This is a genomic window from Methanobrevibacter sp. UBA212, assembly GCF_905233225.1.
GTDB lineage: Archaea > Methanobacteriota > Methanobacteria > Methanobacteriales > Methanobacteriaceae > Methanocatella.
Genome location: NZ_CAJODJ010000019.1, coordinates 17,618 through 39,452, shown reverse-complemented (window position 1 = coordinate 39,452; position 21,835 = coordinate 17,618). Strand labels below are relative to the sequence as shown.

Genomic DNA, 21,835 nt, shown 5'->3' with positions numbered 1-21,835 from the left:
TGATTAATAAATATTTTTAACGATAAAAAATATAGTAATACATAATAAAATTTTACAGGGTAATTGAAATGGAAATAAAAACTATCTCTACAGATGTGTTAATAATTGGATCCGGAGGAGCAGGTTCAAGAGCGGCTATCGAAGTTGACGATGCGGGCATAAAGGCAATCATCGTGTCAAAAGGATTGTCATTCAGGTCAGGCTGTACAGGAATGGCGGAAGGAGGATACAATGCAGTATTCAAAACCGTCGATAAGGATGATTCCATAGACGCTCACTTCAACGACACCCTAAAAGGTGGAAGCTATCTGAACGACAAGAAACTTGTTGAAATACTCGTCAGTGAATCACCAAAAAGATTGGTTGACCTTGAAAACTACGGCGCACTGTTCGACAGGCAGAAATCTGGTGAAATAGACCAGAGACCATTCGGAGGTCAGAGCTTCAGAAGAACCTGCTATCAGGGAGACAGAACAGGAGCGGAGCTGCTGAATGCCCTTAAAGAGGAAATCATCAGAAGAGATATTGAATGCATCGATGAGGTAATGATTACATCCCTTGTCACTGACGGCAATCAGGTGATAGGCGCAACCGGCCTGAACCTGAAAGATTCAAGCCTTATATACTTCAAGGCAAAAGCGACCATCCTTGCAAGCGGAGGAGCCGGACAACTATACCCTGTAACATCCAATACCTTCCAAAAGAATGGAGACGGTTATGCAATATCCTACCGTGCCGGCGCAAACCTTGTTGATATGGAACAGGTTCAGTTCCATCCTACAGGAATGGTGGCGCCCGAATCCAAAAAGGGAGTCCTTGTAACCGAAGCGGTCAGGGCCGAAGGCGGAAAACTCATTAACAGCGAAGGGGAAAGGTTCATGAGCAAATATGCACCTGAAAAGATGGAGCTCGCTACACGTGATGTTGTTGCAAGATCAATCTATCAGGAAATCATTGAAGGAAGAGGAACCGAAAACGGCGGAGTGTACCTGGACATTTCACACCTGGATGACGATTACATCGATGAAAAGCTCGAAACAATGGTACTGCAGTTTGAAAATGTTGGAGTGGACATCAAACACGGTCCGATAGAAGTGGCTCCAACAGCTCACCACTTTATGGGCGGGCTTAAAATAAATACCGATGCATCAAGTTCTCTGGACAACCTCTTTGGAGCAGGAGAAGTCTGTGGAGGAGTCCATGGAGCGAACCGTTTAGGCGGCAATGCACTGGCCGATACCCAGGTGTTCGGTAAGATTGCAGGTGTAAGCGCATCAAAGGCCGCAAAGGAAAGCGAACTCAAAAGCAATAACGAAATGGTTCTCGAAGAAGCCTCAAGAATTGAAGGCCTGATTAAAAAAGGCTCCATCAAACCGAAGGAATTCAAAAACAGAATCAAAAACCTGATGTGGGAAAAGGTTGCAATCGTTCGTGAAGAAAAAACCCTTAACGAAGCATTGGGCGAGCTTCTGGAAATGCAAAAGGAACTCGTTAACCTTGATGTCAGCGACAAAAAACAATACAATACTGATTTGGTAACCGCACTTGAAGTAATAAACATGGTTGAAATATGTATTCTGACTGTAAAATCAGCAATCATACGCAGAGAAAGCCGTGGTGCACACTTCAGAAGCGATTTTCCTGAAACTAATGATGAATGGAAAAAGAGTATAATAATAAATAAAAATAAAATAGAATTTGAAGCTAGATAGCTTCTTTTAATTCTTTTATGGCCTGTTTGGCTTTAGCATAGATTCCATCCTCATCCAAAGTAGTCAATTTCTTATTTTCCATTAATATTTTACCGTTACAAATGGTAGTGTCTACATTTGAACCGTTAGCGGAATAAATTACATTGGAGGACAAAGATGAACTGTCCGGAACCATATTGGCACTGTTTGTGTCTATTAAAATAATGTCTGCTTTTTTACCGACTTCAATAGAACCTATCTCATCGTCTAATCCCAAAGCTTCGGCACCCTTAATGGTTGCCATTTCAATGGCTTCATCGGAAGTCAATACCTTAGGATCCAAGGTTGAAACCTTTTGAAGCAAACTGGCAGTCTTCAACTCTTCAATCAAGTCAAGATTGTTGTTTGAAGAAGCACCATCGGTACCTATGGAAACACAGATATCATTTTCGATCAGTTTTGAAACCGGAGAAACACCTGAAGCCAATTTCATGTTACTGCAAGGGTTGTGTGACACTTTTACACCATGCTTTTTGATTATTTCGATTTCCTCATCACTTAACCATACACAATGTGCAGCAACAACATCAGGACCTAAAAATCCGATTTTTTCCAAGTATTCAAATGGCCTTATGCCTCTTTCATCCAAACTGTCATTGATTTCTTTTTGGGTTTCAGAAACATGTATATGAATTCCAATGTTATGCTCATCAGCCAGTTCACGTACTTTAACGAGGAGTTCCTCTGAAGCTGTATATGGGGAGTGTGGACCGAAAAATACCTTGATTCTTCCGTCAGCCATTCCATTGCAGGCATCATATAGCGCCATGTTTTCCTTAATTTCAGCTTCTCTCCTTTCGGCATCGCCAAAGTCTATCATTCCATATGACAGGACTGCCCTGATTCCCGCATCATCAACTGCACGGGCAACATCTTCCATGTAGAAGTACATGTCAGAAAATGTTGTTGTTCCTGATTTTATTAACTCAACAGCCCCTAAAAGGGCGCCAATATAACAGTAATCGCCATTGAGATTTGCTTCCATCGGCCATATATGATCGTTCAGCCAACTGTCAAGGCTCAAATCGTCTGCAAGGCCTCTGAACAATGTCATTGACAAATGAGTGTGAGTATTGATTAATCCCGGAAGTAGTATTTTGCCTTCCGCATCGATTATCTTATCAGCATTGCTGTCGTCGATTTCATCTGAAATTTCAGCGATTAAATCGTCTTTAATTAATAATGATTGCTTTTTGTTTTCAAAATTATTCGGGTTTAAAATTAATGCGTTTTTAATCAAAATAGTATTATTCATGATAACACCTTAAAAAAAAAATAAAAAAAGTTAGCTAAAACTATTTATAAGTTTTTGATAGCTAATTTAATATCATCTGCTTTAACAGTTTTACGTTTTGCGATTTTTGCAACATTGTTTGCTTCTTTAGCAACATCACGAGCTACTTCTTCTAAGTAGTCAGCTAATGCAGCTTTTGCATCTTCGCTAACTCTTTCTGCACCAGATTCTTTGATGATTCTTGCGATAGGAGCTTTTGGTATTTCAGACATAATTTTCACCTCACATAAATTCTGTTAAAACTTATTATTATCAACTAATAATAAGTTAAATAAGATATAATATATCTTAATATTTAAATATTTCGCTAAATTATGCCATGATTTAAAAATCGATAATAATAATTTCCAAATTCTTAAAAATAAAAGTAGTGATATTTATTATAAATCAATAAAGATTATTAATAACAATATTTAAATAATATTATCAGATAAAAAAAATTTTGAGAAGATATGATGAAAATTAAAATTGCGGTTCCTTCAAAAGGAAGAATCAGTGAACCATCTATAAACATCTTGGAAAAGGCAGGACTTGGATTAATCGATAAAAGCAATCGTAAACTAATTTCAAAAACATTCAACGAAAATATAGAAGTTATGTTTGCAAGAGCATCCGACATACCTGAATTTGTCAATGACGGTGTGGCTGACATTGGAATAACAGGTGTGGATTTGATAAGGGAAAATGAAGCGGATGTATGTGAACTGCTTGACCTAAGATTCGGACAGACAAAACTGGTCCTGGCGGCTCCTGAAGAATCAAACATCAATTCAATAAATGACATCACAGAAGACATGAAAGTGGCTACCGAATTTCCTGTCTTAACAAAAAAATATTTGCAGGAAAAAGGTTTGGATTTGAAAATCGTCAAATTGAGCGGATCAACCGAAGCGGCTCCTTTCATTGGTATTGCAGACTTGATAACAGACCTTACAAGTACAGGAACTACTCTTAAAATGAATCATTTGGAAATCATTGATATAATACTGGAAAGTTCCATTAAGCTCATCGCAAATCATGACAGCCTAAAAGATAAAAGGAAATTGATTGAAGCTGTAAGCACAAGTATAAAAGGTGTGCTTGATGCAGACAGAAAGAAACTGATCATGATGAACGTTGATGAAAGCGATTTGAATAAAGTAAAAGAAGTGATGCCATCAATGGGTGGCCTGACAATATCCGAAGTATTATCCGATAAAAAGACTGTTGCCGTGCAAGCGGTGATTGATGAAAAAGAGGTTTTTGAACTTGTCAATGATTTGAGAAATGCCGGTGCCCGTGATATTCTCGTTGTGCCAATTGAAAGAATAATCTAAAAAGGTGGTTAAAATTTTCAAACTGAAAAACATTATTTCAATTAAAGACTTTGAAAGAGAAGACATAGAATATATTCTTGATGAAGCTTCCAAATTAGAAGATATCGCTCAATCCAAAGCGGTTTCAGATGAATTAAAAGGAAAAGTATTAGGTTTGATGTTTTTTGAACCATCAACAAGAACAAGAATATCCTTTGAAACTGCAATGAAACGTTTCAATGGGCAATGCATTGGATTTGCAAGCAGCGACTCAAGTTCCGTTTCAAAAGGTGAAAGCATTGCAGATACCGCCAAAATGTTTGAAGGATACAGCGATGCGCTTGTAATCAGACACGAACTTGAGGGAGTATCAAAATTCATATCCGATATAGTGGATGTTCCGGTGATAAATGCCGGTGACGGTGCAGGACAGCACCCAACACAGACACTGCTCGACTTATACACAATAAGAAATGAAATCGGATCAATCGACAATTTAAATATCGCTTTGATTGGAGATTTGAAATTCGGCCGTACAGTGCATTCACTGGCACAGTCATTAACCCTATTCAATAACATCAAGATTTATCTGGTATCTCCTCAGGAGCTCAGAATGCCTCAGGAGATTCTGCACGACTTAAACAAAACAAATGTTGAGTATGTGGAAGTGGACAGCATTGAGGATATTATCGATGAAGTTGACGTGCTGTATGTAACCAGAATCCAAAAAGAGCGTTTTGTTGACATTGATGATTATTTAAAAATAAAAGGCGCATATATCATCAACAAAAAAATGTTGGAAGGCAAGGATTTGATTGTGATGCATCCACTGCCAAGAATTGATGAAATCGCCGGTGATGTTGACGATACCAAATATAACAAATATTTCAAACAAGCAGCAAATGCAGTACCGGTTAGGATGGCGATTTTAAAAACTTTAATTAAAAACAACCCTAAATAGAGTAAAGAGCTGTTTCAAGTAAAGTTTCATCACATTGAAGTTTAATTATATTAGTTCTACCTTTTCCACGGCCACGTGAAACTGTGTTTGTAGAAATTATACCGAGCAATTCAAGCTCATTTATGAAATCAAATATCCTTCTGTAAGTCACAGCATCCTTTTTGGAAATCTCAGTGTATGACTCATAAAGTTTTCCAGATGTTATTTCCTCTTTTTGTTTTGTCAATGTTAATATGGCTAACAAAAGCCTTTGCTGCTGAAGCGGAAGGGTGGATAAGATTTCACTGACTTTATTGTGTTCTATTCTTTCCTTAGCTCTTTTTACATGATCGCTTGTTACTTTTTCACTGGCTTCATCAAAAGCCAATTCACCAGCATTCTTTAAAAGGTCCAATGCATATCTTGCATCGCCTTCCTCTTTAGCGGCCATTGCAGAACATAGTGGAATGACATCGCCATTTAATACATCATCATTGAATGACAATTCAGCCCTTTCGGATAAAATGTCTGACAATTGATCCGCTCCATAAGGTGGAAATACAATTTCCTTGTCGTTCAGACTGCTTGTAACCCTTGATTTGATTAAATTTTTAAAGTCAAGATAGTTACTGATTGACAGGACTGCAACATTGTCTGTTCTGGTTAATGTGTATAATATCCCGTCACCATCCTTATCAAGCAATATGTCGATTTCGTCCAAAATAACAATCAGCTGCAGCTTTTTGCCATAGGCGTTTGTTCTGAATAAGCTTCTGAATGCATTAACAACTTCCGCCTTGGTCCATCCACGATTCGGAACATCACGTCCGAGCCTGTTACATAACTCTGCAATAACCTGATATTCTGTGGTGAAGTCTGTGCATCTGATATATTCTATCTTTACAAAGATGTTTTCGTTGTCTGCAACTTCCATTAACTGTTCACGTGCAAATTTAGATGCAGCAGTTTTTCCTGTTCCTGTTTTACCGTATAAAGTAACATTGGATGGAGTGACGTTATCCAAAACATCAACCCAGTTTCTAGCAATTTCCCTGATTTGCACATCCCTGTGCACTAACTTTTCAGGCAAAAATCTGTGATCCAACGGTTTCTTGTTTTTAAATATATGATTTTTCCTTCTGTTTGAAATAAGTTCTTCATCCTCAAAAATGTTCGCCATCTTTCCCACCTAAAAAAATAAGTAAATAACAAAAATGTCATGAGTATAATTTCCAGTGTTATTATTATTAAATAGCTAATAAATAAAGCTTTTTATTACAAGCTATGAAAATTATATTAACAATTGAAAAATGTCATGAATTTAATTTGATTAAATTAAGTTAAATTAAATAAAAATAATAATTTATCTTTAAAATAAAAAATTAATGGATATATGGTTATATAATAAAAATATATTCGATTTTTGAAGTTAAATTTTTAAATGTGAAATAGTGTTATTTCAAATATAAGATAATGATTTCAAGTGTAATTATCTCTAAAAAATATGAATTCACACCCACCAAATCAGTCAATGGACATCAACATCAAAAAATTTATCACGATTCATCACAAAGACAGAGAGGTCCGTTTCAAGTGTAACATGTTTTGCCGAAAAGCCCAAAATGAAGACATATATTTCAAGTGTAAAAAATCAATAATTACACTACGATTGTGAAAAAAAGTAATATTTACCCGTCAAATCAGCAAAATAAGCAAAAAAATAAAAGATAAATTTCAAGTGTTACAGTTGAAATAGACCCCTTCAGTCTTACAATATCAACGAAAACGTTTCACTTGAAATGCACCCCTCCCTCTCTAAACGAACATGTCATTTTGGTTGGAAGGTGTGACGTTGATTTGAACTGATCCGAAAGTTTTGTCGATTAGCCAAATGCAGTGAAGTTTAGCCTTAAAAATACGTTTAAGGGTTCTGAAAAATTCATTTTTAGTAATTCCATCCTCAAATATTTGTTCAGTAACGACAAATTGCTGCAGGATGTCCTGTGCAACCTGAAGCTCAAAATCAACCAAGAAATTATTCAAACCAAAGTTCAAATCCATGATGAAATCCTTTTGAGTCTTATTGTCAGATTGCTTCATCAAGTCCAAATGTTGTGGAGCAACCTGGGTAGCGCATGCAACAATCAAGCAGTCCTTACCTTCTGGCTTTACAACATCCATGATATTTTCCTTTGGAAACTCAATAATATAGTGAAAATCAGCATTTTCATCATATTTGACTTCCCTTAACAAATCTTCTTCAGATAACCATTGTCTAACTTTTTCTTCAAGATTCATAATATCATCATTTAATTAAAAATTTATAATAAATTATTTATTTTTTAATTATATAAATTAAACTATGATAGATTTTAATAATTTGATTAATGATATAATAACAACAAAAATAAGCTGTATTACATCATTAAAATTATTTTTATTTATTATATTTGCACTGATAATATCATTGATAATAGACATGACATTTGGAGAGCTTCCAACAAGAATACATCCTGTTGTTGTAATAGGATCAATTATCAGTTTCTTTAAAAAACTGTTTATAGGAATTAAAAACAAGTTAATTGGACTGTTTGTTGTTGTTGGAGTTTATTCAGTCTCTATTATTATATTATATTTAATTTATTTAATTTGCAGCTGGAATTTTGTTTTGTTTTTCATTGTTTTTGCAATACTGTTGTCATCGACATTTTCAGTCAACATGCTTTTGAAGACTGCAGATGATGTGAAATGTGCACTTGATGAAAGCATTGGCAAGGCAAGGCAATTGGTATCATACCTGGTCAGTCGTGACACTGATGAGATGACGGAATCCTTCATTGTTTCAGCCACAATCGAAAGCCTGACTGAAAACATAACGGATTCATATGTTGCACCTGTTTTCTATTATTTCATCTTTGGTATTGTCATTTTATGCCATCCAATAAACAATCAGCTGTTTTATCTGCTTTTGATTCCAATGGCTTACAGAATTTCAAACACCCTTGATGCAATGCTCGGATACAAGACTGATGAGCTTATTGACATCGGTTTTGTCCCTGCAAAAATAGATGACATATTGAATTTCATTCCTTCACGAATAGCAGGAGTGTTCATTGTCATTTCGGCTTATCTGCTAAATCTTGACGGCAAAAATGCATATAAGATAATGATGAGAGATGCAAGAAAATGCCCGTCACCAAATTCAGGTTATACCATGGCAACAACAGCGGGAGCATTGAACATTCAGTTGATTAAAAAGGATACCTATATTTTAGGTGATGATAATAAAGTTATAACAAAAGAGGATATTTCAAAAGCGGTAAGCCTGTCAAAAATAACAATTAACCTGTTTACAATTGTCATTATATTTTTACTTTCTTTAATATATGTGATATTATGAAAATAGCAATAATTTCTGTATCAAAAAAGGGCCGGGAATTGGCATTTGACTTAAAAGATAAATTAGATTCGGATTCAACAATAATAAAATGTGATTTATATCATAAAAATGTCAAGAAATGCTTTCCTATTTTATTTTATGAATATGATGCAATCATTGCTGTCATGGCTTCAGGCATATTAATCCGATCGGTTGCACCTCTAGTTGAATCCAAAGTCACAGACCCCGCCGTAATAAACATAGACGATAACGGACAATTTGTAATATCTGCATTATCAGGGCATTTAGGCGGTGCAAATGAGCTTGCTGGTAAGGTTGCCGGTTTAATTGATGCAACACCTGTCATAACAACTTCAACTGACGTCAACAAAAAGTTGGGAATTGATGTTCTGGCAAAGGATTTGTATTTATCGATTGACAATACAAAGGAGATCTTGCACTTCAATAAAGCCATATTGGAATGCCGTGAAATCTCACTAACTGTCAATCCAGACAATAATTTTGATTATTTGTTCGATTATCTGAATAAGGTTACACTTGAAATCAATGTTTCAATTGAATATTCGCCAAAAGTCAATACAGATGAAATACATGTCAGTTTTGATGACCATGAACTGACATTGAAAGAGAGAAAGATAGTTGTCGGAATAGGATGCAGGCGGGGAAAGGAATGTAGGTTCATTTACGATGGGCTTAAAAAATCATTGAATGACTTAAAAATATCTCATTCAAGAGTTAACTTGCTTGCTTCAGCTGAAATAAAAAAAGATGAAAAGGGCATTCTTGAATTGTCCGAAAAGCTAAACATACCTGTTGAATTTGTTGAAATTGACAAATTGAAATTGTTTGAATCAAGTGATGTTTCCAAATCGGAATTTGTTTATTCGAAGTTTGGCATTTATGGCGTTTGCGAACCATCAGCATTGATAATGGCAGGTTTTGATTCAGAATTAATATACAAAAAAACTTCATATGATGGCGTTACAATAGCGGTTGCCGTTTCAAAATAATGTTATAAAAAATAGTAAAAAACTAAATTAGATTGCTTCTAATTTAGATAGAACTTCCCAAATTAAAGTCCTTGCATGCACTGGAATATTAGGGTCATTACTTATTTCATCTAATTTTCCAAGAACAGTACTTATTCTTACAGATTGGTCTTGTTCATCATCCTTTAACAATTCACAAGACTGACTTGCTGCTTCCCTGATATTACGAGGAACAGTGTTATTATCTGAAATATAGTCAAGAATTTCACATACTTCTTCAATTGCTTGATTACTCATTTATTCTCCCTCCAAAATAAACTAATTAAAATAAGTAAAAATAACTATTAAGATAATATTTGTCTGTAATAGATTTAAATAGTTTTTGGTAATGAGATGTTATTTTATTAGAAAAATATATATTTTATTAAAATGAATTATTATACATGTCAGATGTAAGCAAAACCACAATAAATTTACCAGTAGATTTAAAAAAAGAATTGAAAAAAATGGCAATTGATGAAGACACTTCATTATCCGGATTAATCATTAAAATGATTGAAGAAGGAATGAAAAACAGAAGTAAAACAAATGTAATTTCAGATGAAGATTAATCATTATCTTCAACTGAATTTAACATTAACGTAATAAATTGAGTTTTAGCGGTCTCTTCAACAAAAACTGCAAGCAACATCGCTTCTTTTAAACAGTCACTTACACAAATCACACCATGATTTTTTAAAATAAGTACATCTTCCCTACCAAGGCCTTCACTAGCATTTTTTGCAAGTTCGTCGCTGCCCGGCTTTTCATAGCCGATGGATTGAAGATATGGTGTTACTATAGGTCCGAAACCTTCCAGCCTTTTGAGTTTTTTGTTTGAAAAGGCAAATCCTGTTGCATAAGGGGAATGGGTGTGCACAATGGCATTAACGTCAGATCTTTTTTTATAAATTTCCAAATGCATGTTTACTTCAGAAGATGGCTTTCCCTTAGTCAGGACATTGCCGTCCATGTCAACAAGAACGATATCCTCTTCACATAAGTTTGATAGGGATTTCAATGTTGGAGTAATGGCAACCACATTTCCAAATCTTGCACTGATGTTTCCAGATTTTCCGGAAACCAAACCCTTATCATAGATTTCATTAGATACGTCAATAATCTCAGCAATATTCTTTTTCATAAAAATAACCTCTATAAGAATTTAAAGTGTCTGTATTTTCCTTTATGAAGGACAGGTACTTCAGCAGGGGTAGGATTGATGTTGTAAATTTTCTGGAACTCTGTCTGAGTCTGGAATGTACCTGAATTAATCAGATGAACTCCCTTATACTTTTTGTAGCTGTTAATGTGAATGTGGCCTGTATGGAAAACATCAGGAACCTCATCAATAACAAGATAGTCTTCAAGTTCTGATGCCAGTGGAGTTCTTTCACCATAAATTGGAGCCAAATGTCTTTTTTGCAGTAATTCGACCATAATTTCATCACTTTTCTCATATTCAAAGCTCTTGATGGCCATAACCAGATCGTCAAAACTGCGTCCGTGGTAGATTAATACATTTATTCCGTCAAGGGAAACTACACCCGGATTTGAAATGAATTCGACATTGTCAAGTTCATACAGTGCCTTTGCATATTCCTCAGGCACGGCTGGCTGTGGCTCGGCGACTCTTGATGCATCGTGGTTTCCAGGCGCAATGATTATTTTGATATCACTTCTGATATTGCCTAAAAACCTTGCCGCTTCGTTATACTGTTCTGTAATGTCCTTAATGGCGAGTTCCTTGTCCTGATTAGGATATACTCCTATACCGTCCACGATATCTCCGCCGATAATCAGGTATTTGACATCTTCAGCAACTCTTCTTTGCTCCTCATCACCGGCTTCACAGTTAATCCAGTCAATGAATCTTTGAAAAGCGTCCTCTAGAAATGTCAGACTTCCTATGTGGACATCTGAGAGAAATACGATACCGAAGTCCATTTCCTTTTCGGGTATGCTTAAAACACCAGGGTTTATTATTTCCTGTCCAAAGGCGAAACCGGCATCATTGCTTTTGTTTGCAATGACTCCAACAACCTCGTCCCTGACAAGCTTTTCGGCTTCTGCAAATAATTCCTCATTTTTGTTTGAAAATAGAATGGAGATGTTTCCAGTGTCATCTTCAAATTCAACGATTTTATGACCATTTTTACTGGATCTGATTTCACGAACCATCAGAATCAGGCTTAAGCTATCCATTCCGTCATCAATATCGGCTATTTTCGTATAGTTTCTAAGGTCAGGTCTTCTGGACAGTATCTTAGCAAGCTTTTCATATCTGCTTTTAAAATAGGAAATGAGGTTTTCAAGCTCACCGCTTGTGTATGATTTTTTACTGGTGTCCTGAATGATTTTAAAGTCATATTCGACATTTGTCTTTTGTTCATTTCTTTTGAATTTGATTTTAGTATCCTTAATGGTTTCAGAAGCTTTTTCGATGGCTTCGTTTACATAGTGTTCAGGCTCATCACTTTGCTTTTTAAGGTCATCTATTGAATCAGGCTTTTTGGCTTCGACTTCTTTATTGCCTGAGCTTTTAGGCTTTTCGTCCATGACCTTTTTAGGCGGCTGCGCTTTTGCATCTGAAACTTTTTTAGCAGGCTGTGGTGTTTTGTCAACAGTCTTTTCAGTTTCTTCTTTGGGCTTGATTAAGGTGTCCTGATTACCTTTTTCAGGTGCTGCCTTAATTCCGGTGATTTCATCTATGGTTTCGCCGCTGACGCAAACCAAATCCTTAGATGTAAATTTATCACTTTTCAATTTGACTATTAAATTAGATGCAAAATCCAGAGGGTTATCTGCCTTCATGACCTTGTCATAAGCTTCAGGTGATAGGTTAATTCCTTTTTTTGCAAACTTTAATAGAATTTTATTAGTTGACATACTGATAGAAAATTTATTTCTCTATGTTAATAAACTTTGAGAATTTTAAAAATCAATATTGATTTAATTGTGTGAATTTGGGTTAGGTTTATTATATATTAGACATATAATTTAAAACATTATATAATCTATATTTATAAAAGATTAATGATTGTGATAAAATGGCAAGTAAAATACTTAGAGTTATACTAATAATAGTGTTATTTATTGTATTTTTTGAATTGGGTCTATTTAGTTCATATACCATCGTAACAGCTGAGGCTCCTAACTTCCATGGATTGGTTGATATGCAGATTTCAAAAATACAGGAATTCTTCAATCCACAGAAGGTTAACGACGTTTTGATTAAAGACCCGACTCCAGTCAACATTTCAAATAAAAAGGATGTGGCGCTTAAGATGGAATCGCTGTCGAAAGTGGATGGAGTGAATGTTGATTCAATGAATATAACAACATTCGATGACCCTGATAACAAAAACATTACTATAAATGTTGAGGCATTGGGTTATGCTTCACCTAACCAGACATCAGGACAGATTGTCATCAGTCAGGATCCGTCGTATAAGGTCATGGCAACAGGTAAGGCGACATATGGTGAAAATGGTCTGAGAGCAGATAAAAATACAGTTACGATAACTTCTGTTTTAAAATTGTACTAGTGATATAAATGATTAATGTAATAGGAATTGGTCAGAATAGGGAGAATATGACTTTAGGGGCTATCAAAGCCATTGAAGAGTCCGACGTTATCATCGGCTACAAAAAATATGTAGACCAAATTGAGGACTTAATCGAAGGAAAGGAGATAGTCAAAAAGGGAATGGGCGACGAGATAGCCAGAGCTGAATTCGCCATTAAAAAAAGTCAGGAAGGCCAAACAGTTTCATTAATCAGTTCCGGAGACCCTGGAGTATTCGGAATGGCAAACGTATTATATCAGATAGTAAGCAAATACAATGATGTTGAAATAAAGGTTTATCCCGGAGTGTCAGCACTGAACTATGCATCAAGTCATTTGGGCGCTCCATTACACGACTTTGCTGCAATAAGCTTGAGCAATATTCTCACTCCCTTATCAGAAATTGAAAAGAAGTTGAGATATGCGCTTGAAGCCAATTTAATAGTTGCAATCTATAATCCTATAAGCAAAACACGTAAGGAACCTTTCCGAAGATTCAAACAATGTGTTTTGGATATCAAGGGTGAAGATGCATTGATAGGCATCGTCGACAGTACCTATGAGCCTCCAAAAGCAACAATCGTTGAATTTAAGGATTTGACAGAAGACCTCGTTAACATGTCCTGCACATTGATTGTCGGAAATGACATAACCTATGTCCAGGACGGTAAGATGATAACACCGAGAGGATATGTAATCAGGTCCAAGATTCATCCATTATCACAAAATCATTATGAAAAATTCTTGAATGGCGAAGTGGTCCATGGTCCGAACCGTGAATGCGAATTTTATCCTTGCCATTGGGATGGCCAATACTGTGATTTCTGCTATTGTCCATTTTACCCCTGCGGTGATTCTGCAACAGGTGGAGAGTGGATAAAGGGCAAGGGAGTATGGAACTGTACAAACTGCCATTGGCTACATCAAAAGGAAACGGTCGAATATATCAGAGAACCATTGGAAAACATTCTGGAAGATGTTGAAGATTTGAAAACCAAAAAGAAAACTTTATTGAAACTTAGAAAATCATGCTTATTGAAAACAGATCCAAATGATCTATAGGGGAATTAGAATTGACAATTAAAAATCTTTTAATAGAAATGAAAAACATGTCGGAGTTAATGGTGGATTTAGCTTATTCGGCCGTTTTATTCAACAGTAAAGCAGCAGCTGAAGAAGTTATTGCACTTGAAAATGAAGTCAACTCCATGAATTACGAAATTAAAAAGGAATCGCTGGTAGCGGCCAGATCATATGAAGATGCAGAGAAACTAACAGCATTGATTGAAATTGCCGAAGCTGCTGAAAGTATGGCAAATGCTGCTAAGGATTTGGCTGATTTAGTAATAACAGGGTTCAAACCACACCCTGTATTTAAGATGGTTATGGAAGAGTCTGACAAAAGTATAGTCAGGGTTTCCATTGACGAGTCATCAGAACTTGCTAATAATACTTTAGGAGATTTATTATTGGTAAACCGTACCGGTATGCGTGTTATTGCAATCAGAAGAGGTTCATCATGGATTTATGGACCGGATAAACATACCACACTTTTACCGGACGATACATTAATTTTAAAAGGAACAGATGAAGGTGCCGATTTGCTTGAAAAATTAGCGGCAGGAACCTGTTCTTTAGAAGATATTCCAGAAGAATTAGAAGAAGACTAAGGAAGTGAAAAAAATGATTATGGGTAGTGATATGTGTGACAGACAAACAGAAGAAGATTCGCACTCCACTATCTGTAAAATGGTCTGAGTTTTACGCAGAGCATAAATCAGTCATTAAAGAAGGATTAATAGCCCTTTTAATTTGCGCTATTGGAGACCTATGTGCTGGTGTTATTCTGGGTAAGATGACCTTTTTCCTTGAAACATTTCCAGGATTGTTGGTGGTGATTCCTGGAGCTATTGGAATGAGAGGAAATATTTTCGGTTCTTTTGCATCAAGATTATCTACTAACCTACACATTGGTATAATATCACCGGAATTCGAGTTTTCAGAGCAGTTAAACTATAACATATACTCATCTTTTGTTTTGACAATGGTATTGTCATTGTTTTTAGCAATCATAGCTAAGATTCTATGTATCTTACTGCATCAGCCGTCCATGAGTCTAATAGATTTCATGCTAATCTGTGTGTTTGCAGGAATAATTTCAAACTTGATTATGCTTCCGATTACAATGTTCGTTTCATTTAAAAGCTATGAACATGGATGGGACCCGGACAACATAACAAGCCCTATCATTGCCGCATTTGGGGATTTGCTTACACTTCCGGCTATCATTGCATCAATATTTATTCTACAGGCAATGAACTTCAGCTTCATTTTTAAGGATGCCGTTCTTGTCATCGTTTTAATTGCGGTATGCATCAGCTTTATTTATTGTTATCGCTTATCTTATGAGACAAATATGATTTTAAAACAATCTACACCTGTCCTGCTTTTATGTTCCTTTTTAGGAGGGGCAGCAGGAAGCATCTTGAACTCAGCACTTGAGACATTGCTCACAAACGCAAGCCTACTGACCTTATTGCCGCTGTTTTCAGGAGAGAGCGGAAGTTTAATAAGTATTTTGGGAGCCAGATTATCTTCAGGACTTCACTCAGGTTTGGTTGAACCGTTTAACAAGCCGAAGGGTGAAGCTGTTCATAATTTTGTGATTTGCTTTATTTTGGCGATTATAGTCTTCCCGCTAATAGGTCTTTTGGCAGAAGGATCATCCTTCGCTTTGGGAGTGGTCGGTGTCGGATTCGATAAGATAGTTGAAATAAGCACAATGTCCGGACTGATTTTAGTGGCTATAATGGTAATTCTTGTATATTATGTTTCCATTACATCATACAATCATAATTTGGACCCGGACAATATAGTGATTCCTATTTCAACCAGTATCACAGATTCAATTTCAAGTTTTGTCCTGATTTCAGTTTCACTGCTCCTGTTGGGCACTTTGATTTAATACCATGCCTTCATGACAAATTCGCATTCATTTGTTCTGAAATAGTCATACTCGAGGAAATCCTTATCAAAGTTTTTAGGGACTGACACCAGCAATGCCTTTGGATGTGGCTTGTCAAGATGAACAAACACTACTGCACTATCGTCATCGTAAAAATCAAATTTATCATTTAGATAAATCACATCAGACATTGAGGTTTCCCAGGATTTCTCCTTTACAACTCTTGTAGTGTCTACAATGTATGATAAGTCATATTCCTCTGTTGTGTCAATCAGCAGATAGTAATCCGACTTTTTTAGGTTTCCCGGAAATACCTTAAAGTAGTTACAGCTGCATTTATCTTGCGAATGGTGCTTGTTGCACTTTCCCTTGATTTCGAAATTTTTCAGGACATAGCTTTTGTAGAATTCACATTTCACCAGTCTTGTAAGTGAAAAAACGTTTTCACCTTCACCAATTTCACCGATTTTTACACTTGAAATGCAGCTCTCCTTCGGTATCAGTTCCATCGATGTGTGGATTTTAGATGTGAAGAGTTTTTCAAAAACCAGCTTGTCATAGTCCTTTCCAAGGGCTATGAATTTTGAATATGAAACGCTGTTCGGAATTGTTTGACCTTCCTCATTGACGACTGCAAGGCCGGGGGTGCCCTTGCCATATTCATTCCAGTTATCAGGAATGCCCGGATTGTTTATAAGATTGTCGATGACTTCTGAGGTCAACTTTTCCATATTGTTCGCTTCAACTTCTTTTGTGGCCTTTTCGGTTGAGTTTTCAATGGATGAAAGGATTGCACCAAAAATCACCAGGATTATGATAAGGATTATTCCGATTTCAATAGCTCTCATTGCCAACCAGCCCGTATTTCTTTCTGTGTGATGAGTCCAGAATCAAGCTGTCCCAGTCATTCGGATTTATCTTTTCGCCGTTATAGTGATCTGCAAAAACCACATGGTCAGAGCACGATAGAGATTCATTTCCAAGAGGGGTATGCGTCTGGATAAATACTTCCATGCCATAATGTGGACATTTTCCCTTTCCCTCAAGCCTGCACAGATAACAGCTTCCGTCAGCGCTTTCATGGAAATATCCGGTATCAAGACAATCCTTCAAGACTCCGGGGTCTCCATGGTGAACATATGGGTCATAAGGACATTTCTTCATCGTTAAGGGAGCCGTCGCTTCAATGTATGATTCCGGTGAGTCGAAATTATGCAGGAGCATATATGCTGAAAGTGCGGTCTTATAATGGATTTTATCATCATATGCCATCACGCCGGATGCAATTGTAAGCTTTGCAATCGGCAGTGGATCTCTTAAGCCCTCAATTGATGTGTTTCTTTCGATTATCTGTGAAAATTTCTCATTTCCCTTTTTTCCATTCAGTTTAACTTTAAACAATACTTTCCAGGGTGAATCAGTTGGTTCGACAGATATCACCTCAGAAGATATGTCCATATCATATTTTTTCTTGAATTCATCGTTTTTATCTTCTAAAAGTTTATTCAAATTCTTTCTTATTTGATTAGGGCTGTCTCTTATATGCAGTCCATTGTAAACCTTTTGAGTAGCTTGTGCTATTGCATCCCTTCCTAAAATCTCCAAATTGGCTGAATAGTCATCTATGACATATTTGAAGTTATCATTATTTTTAGAGCCGATATTTGAGTTTTGAATGAATGTTATTGTTGTTATAACAAAAATTGATATCAGCAAAAGCGCTACAATCAAAATTGCCGTGGTGCCTACAATAATATTGCCTTTTGAGTCTGGTTTTTTCGCTTTCATTTTTAAGAATTTGGTCTGGAATTTATAAATTATTTCTTGAAGTGCGACTGTATGATTTTGTGTAAATGCGCATAACTCGCAAATATTCACTATAAGTTAAAAACAATATTGTAATGACCTTATTTTTTATAAATCAAGGTAAATATTGCTTTATTATCGTTAAAACTTTATATACTATCAAATTTAACAGTAATATGTACTAGTATGTTTTAAATTCAGATTTCATGAAATCTCAAAAATAATTTTTTGAGGTGAAAATATGCCAAGAGTTAATAGAGTTCATCATGTTAATGATGTGACGAATGTGTATTTTTCAAATGTTATTCCAAAAGTATTGCACAGGTATTTTCGCCTGCCGGGCAAGTTTGTGAGAAATTACACAACAAGAATCGTTAAGCGTGACGGCAGTGAAGGTGAAATGGACTGGCTAATTTTGGTCGAACCGGATGGCCATAGGTTATTTGAGAAAATACTGATTAATGTTGAGTTTCAGTCATCAAGAGTGACAAAAGAAAAGATTAAAATCATCTCAGAGTATAAGGATTATGCCAAAACGTATTATGGTCTTCCTGTTCTAACCGTAATAATCATAACTGACGGATATGAATATTCGGAAGTTGAATATAGTAGGGTTGACTCTGATATTCTCATGCCAATCTTTATTCGCATGGATTTCGATGAAATAATCGAAAGGTTAAATAATCTTGAAGAAAAAATACTTAATCATATTGAATTGAGTGAAGATGATGGATTGGACATGGTTTTCCTTCCGATGTTTGCCCCTAAAAAAGAGGGAAAATGGATTACTGAGAAGGTTTTACACTTGTTTAATATGGACAAGACTTTGAAAAAGCCTTTTAGGGGACATGTAGGCTATGGCATATCTTTAATGGTTAAAAAGTATTTCAAATCAACATCAAAAGCAGAGGAGTTATTAAAAATGTTAGAGGAAAAAGTTAATGATTCAAAACTTAGGATTGTAGCAGAATTTGAGGAAGATTATGCAAGGCAAGTCTATGAGAGGAAATTGGCGGATATGGATAAGGCTATATCTGATAAGGATAAGGCTCTTGCAGATAGGGATAAGGCTCTTGCTGAAAAGGATGAAGAAATAAAAGTCATGCTTGAGAGGAAAGATGACGAAATTAAAGTCCTCAAAGCAAGGCTTGAAGAAAATGGAATTTCATATTAAGATTTTAAATGGGATGATTATATCTCATTTTCAATCACTATTTTTTTAAAATTAATACTTTTTTTGTTTTAACACGTTTTAATTAATACTTTCAATACCTATTTATATTATTTTAGATAAATTATACATATTGAAAATTATTAAGGAGGATTCACATGTCTGATACTGTAAGAACATGGCGTCATATACAACAAAGATACAATCTTATAGGCTCCAAATGTAACACCTGTGGTGAAGTTTTCTTCCCATCCCGTGTAGTTTGTCCTAACTGTAGGAGAAAAGGAGACCTTGAACCTTTCCAATTTTCTGGAAAAGGAAAAATATATACTTATTCAGTTATTAGATCAGCACCTGATGACTTCAAAAAGTCAGCTCCATATGCTGTAGCGGTCATTGAACTTGAAGAAGGTGCAAAATTAACCACCCAACTCGTCGACTGTGATGTAGATTCACTTGAAATCGGCGACGATGTTGAAATGGTATTTAGAAGAGTTAGAGAGGATGGAGAAGACGGAGTAATCTCATATGGATACAAATTCAAAGTTATCAAATAATACCGGTGTAATTCTCGTAAGTCACGGCAGTACCTTGCCTTATGCTGAAGAGGTATTTACAGAAATAAAAGAAAAATTCATCAAAAAAACAAATCTTGTGGCTGAAATAGGATACATGAAAGTCTCAGAGCCTACAATTGCAGGCGCTGTAGATATTCTAAAAGAAAAAGTGGATGATTTGGATAAAATCATTGCATTGCCTGTATTTTTAGCTCCAGGTATTCACACCAATATCGATATTCCGCAATTATTGGGTTTGGAACCACTTGAAGAGGATCCAAGATGTCCTGACGGAAACTATCCGCCGGAACATTACTTGTCAATAGCTCCTGATGTCGATTTTGACGGTGAAATTGAACTTTTAAGTTCAATCGGACCAAGAGATGAGCTATTGGATATAATTGATAAAAGGGTTGAAGAGGCATTGGCTGAATCTGAATTGGATGACAGTGCAAAAACAGGAATTTTGCTTGTAACCCACGGTTCCAGACTAAACTACAACAAGGAATTTGCAACCGCATTATACAACAAGTTTGAAAAGACCTGCGAGTTGCCTTCAAGCTTTGGATTCATGGAATTATGCGGTCCGAGCATACCTGAATCCATTAATAAATTAGTGGATGAAAACGGTTTGGAAAGACTGGTTGTCGTACCGGTATTCATCGCTCCTGGAATGCACACAACCCATGACATTCCACATATCCTAGGATTTTTGGATGACCACGAACACGGACATTCACACGGTCATTCCCATGACCATGGCGACCACGACCATGTGCGAGTTCGATGGTGAAATCTTATATCCGGAGCCTATCAAGGCGGATGACATCTTAATAGATATTTTAGCTAAAATGATTGAGGGAAAATAGTTATTTTTCCATATATTTTTTTGAAAAATTTTTTAATCAAGATAACTTAACAGAATTTAACTTAAAATTTAATTATGGTTGATATTTATGACAGATAAAACAGGAATATTATTATTATCTCACGGTTCAAGACTGGACGATGGAGAAGAGGTAATTAAAGCTTATAAGGAAATGTATGCTGAGGAATTTCCGGACATGCCGGTGGAATACGGTTTCATGGAAATCAGAAAACCTGGAATCCCTGAAACAATCAAAAAATTGACTGAAGAGAATGATTTGGAAAAAATCATTGTGGTGCCGGTATTTGTCGCACACGGACTCCATACAAAAAGGGACATTCCGGGATTGTTCCACGGACATCATCATCACCACCATCATGACCATGATGATCACGATGACCACCATCACGGACATCATCATCACCACCATCATGACCATGACGACGAGCCTGTTGAATTTGATGGTGAAATCGTTTTAACCGATCCTTTGGGAATCGACAAAAGAATGTATGAAATCATCAAAGACAGAGTTTCAGAACACTTATAGGTTCTGAAATCCCTTTATTTTTTAGACCTTGCTAAATCACTATACTTCCCTGTATTGCCAACAATTTCTGTTTTTTACAAACCTCCACCAACATAAATTATTTAAGGTCTGGATTCATTAATTAATAAAAGAAAAAATGGAGGTAAAATATGAGACTTTGGAATCCTGCCGCTTTTTTTATCAGTCTGATGATGAGCATGATTATGGCAATAATCTTTGGAATGTTCGTTCCATATCTCCTGAATATTCCAGGGCTTGAATGGGACTTATGTCTGATTTTATGGCCTGTCAGGTGGGTTACCGCTTATCTGCTTATCAATATTGTAATATATCCAATCGGATTTGGATTGGCAGAGTTTGTGTTCCATTTTAACCCGGACCGTGATGGCATGGGCCTTTGGAATCCCGCAGCATTTTTCATAAGTTTAATGATGAGCTTCATAATGGCTGCTATTTTCGGTCTTACAATGGGAATGCCTGTAGATTTGTTGTTTTATTTATGGCCTGTCAGGTGGGTTACCGCTTATCTGCTTATCAATATTGTAATATATCCAATAGGATTCGGACTTGCAAAAAAAGTATTTGGATTTGATCCTATGGCACAATAAGGTTTTTTAAAGCCTTATTAACTTATTTTTTTTTGGT

23 protein-coding genes and 1 pseudogene are annotated in these 21,835 nt (G+C 36.0%); 15 read left to right on the top strand and 9 right to left on the bottom strand.

The genetic code is table 11. From position 1 onward, the window contains the following. The first annotated feature begins 68 nt into the window (after window positions 1–68). Window positions 69–1,712, top strand: a complete 1,644-nt coding sequence (gene tfrA / locus QZ138_RS06610) for a fumarate reductase (CoM/CoB) subunit TfrA (protein ID WP_292887736.1) — start codon at window positions 69–71, stop codon at window positions 1,710–1,712. Here tfrA and QZ138_RS06605 read toward each other — a convergent pair. Then, the gene (locus tag QZ138_RS06605) at window positions 1,705–3,009 is read right to left on the bottom strand and encodes an amidohydrolase family protein (RefSeq protein WP_292887779.1); all 1,305 of its coding nucleotides are present in this window, start codon (window positions 3,007–3,009) and stop codon (window positions 1,705–1,707) included. The two genes, tfrA and QZ138_RS06605, sit on opposite strands and share 8 nt — an antisense overlap. Window positions 3,010–3,050: 41 nt before the next feature. Continuing rightward, window positions 3,051–3,257, bottom strand: coding sequence for a histone family protein (locus tag QZ138_RS06600; RefSeq protein ID WP_292602677.1), 207 nt, complete (start codon window positions 3,255–3,257; stop codon window positions 3,051–3,053). Between the two features lie 243 nt (window positions 3,258–3,500). Between QZ138_RS06600 and hisG the strand changes: the two genes are divergently transcribed. Both hisG and pyrB read left to right on the top strand, forming a co-directional pair. Beyond that, window positions 3,501–4,361 carry an ATP phosphoribosyltransferase gene (gene hisG / locus QZ138_RS06595; RefSeq protein WP_292887734.1) on the top strand — a complete coding sequence of 287 codons (861 nt, stop codon included), beginning with the start codon at window positions 3,501–3,503 and terminating at the stop codon, window positions 4,359–4,361. Between the two features lie 4 nt (window positions 4,362–4,365). After that, window positions 4,366–5,301, top strand: coding sequence for an aspartate carbamoyltransferase (gene pyrB, locus QZ138_RS06590; RefSeq protein WP_292887731.1), 936 nt, complete (start codon window positions 4,366–4,368; stop codon window positions 5,299–5,301). On the opposite strand, the gene QZ138_RS06585 is transcribed toward pyrB, so the two are convergent. Both QZ138_RS06585 and QZ138_RS06580 read right to left on the bottom strand, forming a co-directional pair. Continuing rightward, window positions 5,294–6,460: an orc1/cdc6 family replication initiation protein gene (locus QZ138_RS06585; RefSeq protein ID WP_292887729.1), complete on the bottom strand. Its 1,167-nt coding sequence runs from the start codon at window positions 6,458–6,460 to the stop codon at window positions 5,294–5,296. The two genes, pyrB and QZ138_RS06585, sit on opposite strands and share 8 nt — an antisense overlap. Window positions 6,461–7,095: 635 nt before the next feature. Beyond that, window positions 7,096–7,578, bottom strand: coding sequence for a DUF2299 domain-containing protein (locus QZ138_RS06580; RefSeq protein WP_292887726.1), 483 nt, complete (start codon window positions 7,576–7,578; stop codon window positions 7,096–7,098). Window positions 7,579–7,642: 64 nt separating this feature from the next. On the opposite strand from QZ138_RS06580, the gene QZ138_RS06575 reads away from it, so the two are divergent. Further along, window positions 7,643–8,680 (top strand): cobalamin biosynthesis protein, encoded by a 1,038-nt coding sequence (locus QZ138_RS06575; RefSeq protein WP_292887725.1) that lies wholly within the window; start codon window positions 7,643–7,645, stop codon window positions 8,678–8,680. Next, window positions 8,677–9,690 carry a cobalt-precorrin 5A hydrolase gene (locus QZ138_RS06570; protein ID WP_292887722.1) on the top strand — a complete coding sequence of 338 codons (1,014 nt, stop codon included), beginning with the start codon at window positions 8,677–8,679 and terminating at the stop codon, window positions 9,688–9,690. The genes QZ138_RS06575 and QZ138_RS06570 overlap by 4 nt, the downstream gene beginning before the upstream one ends. A 27-nt stretch (window positions 9,691–9,717) precedes the next feature. Here the strand turns inward: QZ138_RS06570 and QZ138_RS06565 are convergent, their stop codons facing one another. Then, window positions 9,718–9,966 (bottom strand): UPF0147 family protein, encoded by a 249-nt coding sequence (locus QZ138_RS06565; protein WP_292602656.1) that lies wholly within the window; start codon window positions 9,964–9,966, stop codon window positions 9,718–9,720. A gap of 146 nt (window positions 9,967–10,112) precedes the next feature. On the opposite strand from QZ138_RS06565, the gene QZ138_RS06560 reads away from it, so the two are divergent. Beyond that, entirely contained in the window at window positions 10,113–10,280 is a 168-nt protein-coding gene (locus QZ138_RS06560; protein ID WP_292602653.1) for a Met repressor, read from the top strand. On the opposite strand, the gene QZ138_RS06555 is transcribed toward QZ138_RS06560, so the two are convergent. Together QZ138_RS06555 and QZ138_RS06550 are read right to left on the bottom strand one after the other, a co-directional pair. Continuing rightward, a complete protein-coding gene (locus tag QZ138_RS06555; RefSeq protein WP_292887720.1) occupies window positions 10,277–10,852 on the bottom strand; it encodes a class II aldolase/adducin family protein in 576 nt (191 codons plus the stop codon). The genes QZ138_RS06560 and QZ138_RS06555 overlap by 4 nt on opposite strands. Before the next feature lie 11 nt (window positions 10,853–10,863). Beyond that, complete coding sequence (locus QZ138_RS06550; protein WP_292887717.1) at window positions 10,864–12,597, bottom strand: DNA-directed DNA polymerase II small subunit; 1,734 nt, start codon at window positions 12,595–12,597, stop codon at window positions 10,864–10,866. 161 nt (window positions 12,598–12,758) lie between these two features. Here QZ138_RS06550 and QZ138_RS06545 point away from each other — a divergent pair, with 161 nt between their 5' ends. From QZ138_RS06545 to QZ138_RS06530, 4 genes are read left to right on the top strand one after another with little or no spacing between them, the layout of a single operon-like run. After that, complete coding sequence (locus QZ138_RS06545) at window positions 12,759–13,256, top strand: hypothetical protein (protein ID WP_292602644.1); 498 nt, start codon at window positions 12,759–12,761, stop codon at window positions 13,254–13,256. Between the two features lie 8 nt (window positions 13,257–13,264). Then, entirely contained in the window at window positions 13,265–14,338 is a 1,074-nt protein-coding gene (gene cobJ, locus QZ138_RS06540) for a precorrin-3B C(17)-methyltransferase (RefSeq protein WP_292887715.1), read from the top strand. An 11-nt stretch (window positions 14,339–14,349) separates the two neighbouring features. Continuing rightward, complete coding sequence (locus QZ138_RS06535) at window positions 14,350–14,946, top strand: potassium channel family protein (RefSeq protein WP_292887713.1); 597 nt, start codon at window positions 14,350–14,352, stop codon at window positions 14,944–14,946. A gap of 35 nt (window positions 14,947–14,981) precedes the next feature. Next, window positions 14,982–16,241, top strand: coding sequence for a magnesium transporter (locus QZ138_RS06530; protein ID WP_292887710.1), 1,260 nt, complete (start codon window positions 14,982–14,984; stop codon window positions 16,239–16,241). Here QZ138_RS06530 and QZ138_RS06525 read toward each other — a convergent pair. Next, window positions 16,238–17,089: a hypothetical protein gene (locus tag QZ138_RS06525; RefSeq protein WP_292887708.1), complete on the bottom strand. Its 852-nt coding sequence runs from the start codon at window positions 17,087–17,089 to the stop codon at window positions 16,238–16,240. The genes QZ138_RS06530 and QZ138_RS06525 overlap by 4 nt on opposite strands. Next, complete coding sequence (locus tag QZ138_RS06520) at window positions 17,076–18,029, bottom strand: hypothetical protein (RefSeq protein ID WP_292887706.1); 954 nt, start codon at window positions 18,027–18,029, stop codon at window positions 17,076–17,078. The genes QZ138_RS06525 and QZ138_RS06520 overlap by 14 nt, the downstream gene beginning before the upstream one ends. Before the next feature lie 259 nt (window positions 18,030–18,288). On the opposite strand from QZ138_RS06520, the gene QZ138_RS06515 reads away from it, so the two are divergent. From QZ138_RS06515 to QZ138_RS06495, 5 genes and pseudogenes are all read left to right on the top strand, one after another. Continuing rightward, window positions 18,289–19,221: a hypothetical protein gene (locus QZ138_RS06515; RefSeq protein WP_292887703.1), complete on the top strand. Its 933-nt coding sequence runs from the start codon at window positions 18,289–18,291 to the stop codon at window positions 19,219–19,221. Window positions 19,222–19,376: 155 nt separating this feature from the next. Further along, a complete protein-coding gene (locus tag QZ138_RS06510; protein ID WP_116592943.1) occupies window positions 19,377–19,775 on the top strand; it encodes a Zn-ribbon domain-containing OB-fold protein in 399 nt (132 codons plus the stop codon). Continuing rightward, window positions 19,747–20,644, top strand: a pseudogene (cfbA, locus tag QZ138_RS06505) (sirohydrochlorin nickelochelatase). The gene QZ138_RS06510 and the pseudogene cfbA (QZ138_RS06505) overlap by 29 nt, the downstream one beginning before the upstream one ends. A gap of 87 nt (window positions 20,645–20,731) precedes the next feature. Beyond that, a complete protein-coding gene (gene cfbA / locus QZ138_RS06500; protein WP_292887697.1) occupies window positions 20,732–21,190 on the top strand; it encodes a sirohydrochlorin nickelochelatase in 459 nt (152 codons plus the stop codon). 149 nt (window positions 21,191–21,339) lie between these two features. Next, the gene (locus tag QZ138_RS06495; protein ID WP_292887695.1) at window positions 21,340–21,798 is read left to right on the top strand and encodes a hypothetical protein; all 459 of its coding nucleotides are present in this window, start codon (window positions 21,340–21,342) and stop codon (window positions 21,796–21,798) included. Window positions 21,799–21,835 lie beyond the last annotated feature (37 nt).